The organism is Nitrospinota bacterium (assembly GCA_009873635.1).
Lineage (GTDB): Bacteria > Nitrospinota > Nitrospinia > Nitrospinales > VA-1 > LS-NOB.
The window spans coordinates 25,251-28,852 of sequence record WAHY01000023.1 but is presented as its reverse complement, the minus strand read 5'-3'; the positions used below and the strand labels follow the sequence as shown (position 1 = coordinate 28,852).

The 3,602-nt window shown below is 43.4% G+C and carries 4 protein-coding genes; all 4 read left to right on the top strand.

The window, feature by feature from the left end; genetic code table 11:
* Positions 1 to 75: 75 nt before the first annotated feature.
* The 4 genes from F3741_11050 to F3741_11035 all read left to right on the top strand — a co-directional run bounded on the left by F3741_11050 (position 76) and on the right by F3741_11035 (position 3,022).
* Complete coding sequence (locus F3741_11050; GenBank protein ID MZG31316.1) at positions 76 to 786, top strand: formylglycine-generating enzyme family protein; 711 nt, start codon at positions 76 to 78, stop codon at positions 784 to 786.
* Positions 787 to 798: 12 nt separating this feature from the next.
* The gene (gene trxB, locus F3741_11045; GenBank protein ID MZG31315.1) at positions 799 to 1,752 is read left to right on the top strand and encodes a thioredoxin-disulfide reductase; all 954 of its coding nucleotides are present in this window, start codon (positions 799 to 801) and stop codon (positions 1,750 to 1,752) included.
* A gap of 5 nt (positions 1,753 to 1,757) precedes the next feature.
* Positions 1,758 to 2,054: a hypothetical protein gene (locus F3741_11040; GenBank protein MZG31314.1), complete on the top strand. Its 297-nt coding sequence runs from the start codon at positions 1,758 to 1,760 to the stop codon at positions 2,052 to 2,054.
* A gap of 422 nt (positions 2,055 to 2,476) precedes the next feature.
* Positions 2,477 to 3,022 carry a hypothetical protein gene (locus tag F3741_11035; protein MZG31313.1) on the top strand — a complete coding sequence of 182 codons (546 nt, stop codon included), beginning with the start codon at positions 2,477 to 2,479 and terminating at the stop codon, positions 3,020 to 3,022.
* The last annotated feature ends 580 nt before the right edge of the window (positions 3,023 to 3,602 follow it).

Genomic DNA, 3,602 nt, shown 5'->3' with positions numbered 1-3,602 from the left:
GCATGCTTTCTCACCGGTTGAATTGGCCGCTGATTATGAGCAGGTTAAAAAAGCTATTATGGATAAGATTGAAGTATGATTCGCTTAAACCCTATAATATTTGTGATGGTCGTAATGCCTTTTTTACCTTCCTTGGTGTTTGCTGAGTCGTCCCCAGCTAGATCTTTAATACCGGGTGGAGATTACAGTGTGGGGAGTTTTTATTGCGAGGAGGAGCAGAATAATGCCGACTGGTGTAGCGATGAGACTCCCCGTAAGGTTAAGTTAGACGCATTCTGGATAGATAAATATGAAGTCAGTAATGCTGACTATCGGGAATGCTTCATTGCCGCAGTGTGCGAACCGGCATTGTTGCATGAAGACCGTCCTCAGGATTTCAATAAACCTCAGCAACCTGTGGTGTTTGTAAATTGGAAGGATGCCAGAGCCTATTGCTCATGGCGGGGCGGAGATTTGCCCTCTGAGGAACAATGGGAAGTGGCAGCAGAAGGTAAAAAATTGGGTGGAGCTCACTTTGGCCAGCCTTATGGGAACGGTGTGACAGAAATAACAGGTAAATTTGAGCCCAATTCTAACGGCCTCTACGATATGATGGGTAATGTCTACGAGTGGACCCTGAATGGGTACAGTTCGTCCGGTACTTCTACTGGTAAAAACAAGGTGGTGCGAGGGGGCTCATGGAACTCTCTCAGCCATTATTTAAGAACCTCTGATCGGGTTGGCAAAGACCCCGAGTTACGATATAGCGATGTGGGATTTCGCTGTGTATATTCTGAAAGGAAATAATAGGTTTAAATTATGTCGGAAGTCAGAAATGTTGTGATTATTGGCTCTGGACCAGCTGGACATACCGCGGCGATATACTCTGCCAGAGCTAATCTTGATCCTTTTATGTTTGAAGGTTATGTAATGGGTGGTTCGGCGGGTGGGCAACTGACCACCACTACGGATGTAGAAAACTACCCCGGGTTTCCTGATGGAGTTGAAGGCCCTGAACTCATGCAGTTGTTTCGCAAACAGTCCGAGCGTTTTAAAACGGAAATGGTTCAGGAGGATGTCATCTCTGCCGATTTCGGCCAGCGTCCATTTGTAGTGAAATCTGAAAACCGTGAAATAAAAGCTCATTCGGTGATTATTTCCACAGGAGCTACGGCTAAAAGGATGGGTGTCCCGAATGAAGAAAAAATGTGGAACAATGGTATGTCGGCTTGTGCAGTTTGTGATGGTGCACTTCCCATGTTTAGAAATCAGCCGTTAATGGTCATTGGGGGAGGCGATACAGCTGTTGAGGAGGCCACATATCTTGCCAAATTTGGTTCTGTGGTCTATTTGGTGCATCGTCGTGATAAGCTCAGAGCGTCCAAGATCATGGCGGAGAGAGCTCTTAATCATCCGAAACTGGATATTCTCTGGGATACGGTTCTTGAGGATGCCATAGGTGAAGATTATTTAACCGGGGCTCGTCTGAAAAATGTCAAGACTGAGGAAGTGAAAGAAATAGAAGTCGCAGGTCTTTTTTATGCGATAGGGCATACGCCAAACACGTCTATCTTCAATGGGCAATTGGATCTTGACGATGCTGGATATATAAAACTCAAGCCAGGTACCCAGGAAACAAGCATTGAAGGGGTTTTTGCCGCCGGGGATGTGCATGACCACAAATACCGCCAGGCAATAACTGCCGCAGGATCTGGTTGTGCGGCTTCCCTGGAAGCAGAACGCTGGCTTGCCGAACAAGGTCTGACAGGTTAGAACAATTGAATACTGAGAGTATTCGAAAAACCCTTGAGAAAGTCATTGAATCCCGAGACTTTTCGCTGAGAATTGAAGAGTCTGAAGGTGATCCTCTGGTTAAATCGATCAATGTCGTGCTGGAAGAAACAGAAAAGCGCGGTGAAAAAATTGATCTTCAAAAGATATCCCTCAAAGACCAGTTAGCCATACGTAATGTAGAACTGGAAAAATCTAACCAGCAATTAGTTCTTGATAAGAGCGAAGATGAAACGTCCAGCCTGAGTAAATCTGTTTTTCTTGCCAATCTCAGCCATGAGTAGTAATACTAAAAACGGTAAGATTTCTCTCAGGGACAGCCGGGAAAATATTGGGGATACAGACTGGCTAAATTTTATCGTAAAAGATATAGGAGCAGGTATTAATCCCAAAATTCTTGAAAACCTGTTTAAGGGCTCTACCGATTGGAAAAACCCCATGTAATGAAGGCAGCTAACCTGTTTATACGTGATATGTTGAGCAGCCCTGCTGGTAGTGGCAAGAAACCTTAGTGCCGGGTTTCTAATTCCTTTTTTATTGAAGAATCAAAGTTATAAGTTTAATAAGTTTTTATATTTTATAATTTAGGTTGGGTTCTTTGATTTAAGTTTTTAACTGATAAATTGAGCGAAAGCCTGGTTTCTTGGGAATTTGAATGAAAGGAATGGACATGGTTCGAAATCAATTAACGAAATTATGGCAAATGATGGTTGCGAATATCGCTTGTACTATTTTGATGGGTCTGATTTTAATTTGTTCTACAGGGATGGCATTTGCCGATACGGCTAAAGAAATAGATGTAAGTGTGGATGTCACCCTGGAACGGTTCAAAAAGGAAATCCCGGGTGCTGACAGCTTTATCAAAAAAGCAAAGGGGGCATTGGTCTTTCCTTCGGTCATAAAGGCAGGGTTTGGCATTGGCGGAGAATATGGTGAAGGTGCTTTAAGAGTAGGGGGTAAAACCGTCGAATATTACAGCACTATGGCGGCATCAATTGGATTTCAACTGGGTGCCCAATCCAAGTCTATTATTCTTGTATTTACTAAGGATAATGCCCTGAAACAGTTTAGAAATAGCGATGGCTGGAAGGCCGGAGTCGATGGGTCCGTAGCGTTGGTTTCTCTGGGGATGGGGGACTCTTTAGACACTACTAATGTTAAGGATCCTATCGTTGCGTTTATATTTGGTCAAAAAGGTCTTATGTATAATTTGACCCTTGAAGGATCCAAATTTAGCAAGATAGTCAGGTAACAGGCCTGGGATATTCAAATGTCGAATCTTTCTTTTGATTTTGAAAATATTGGGGCTTTTGTATCAGGTGCCGAAGTCAATGATTGCCAGCCACAAGTTGATTTGTGCCATAGCTGGTTAGAAGAGGGTTCGGGCTTAGGTTCGGATTATTTGGGTTGGCTGAAACTCGCTTCGAGTTTTTCTGACGTTGATATCCTGTCCACAGCAAAATCCATACTAGATAAATGTGAAGTTTTTATTGTTGTGGGAATAGGCGGTTCTTATCTGGGAGCTCTTGCGGGGATTTCCTATTTAAGTTCTTCTTTTTCTAATCAGTTTGGCAGGGAAGGTGGTCCGGAAATTTACTTTGCCGGACAAAATATCAGTTCGGATTATTATGCGGATCTTTTTGACTTGATTGCTGGCCGGGATATCTGTCTTAACGTTATTTCCAAATCTGGAACTACTACGGAACCGGCAATAGCATTTCGTATGTTGAAGGAAATAATGGAGCAAAAATACGGTGCGGACGGGGCTAAGGATCGTATTTTTGTCACCACAGACTCGAGCCGGGGAGCTCTTAAAACGCTTGCAGATGAAG

What these genes read in the sequence shown, in the direction of transcription:
- F3741_11035 (MZG31313.1), top strand. Translation starts at nt 2,477, where the DNA reads ATGGTTGCGAATATCGCTTGTACTATTTTGATGGGTCTGATTTTAATT.
- F3741_11050 (MZG31316.1), top strand. Translation starts at nt 76, where the DNA reads ATGATTCGCTTAAACCCTATAATATTTGTGATGGTCGTAATGCCTTTT.
- trxB (MZG31315.1), top strand. Translation starts at nt 799, where the DNA reads ATGTCGGAAGTCAGAAATGTTGTGATTATTGGCTCTGGACCAGCTGGA.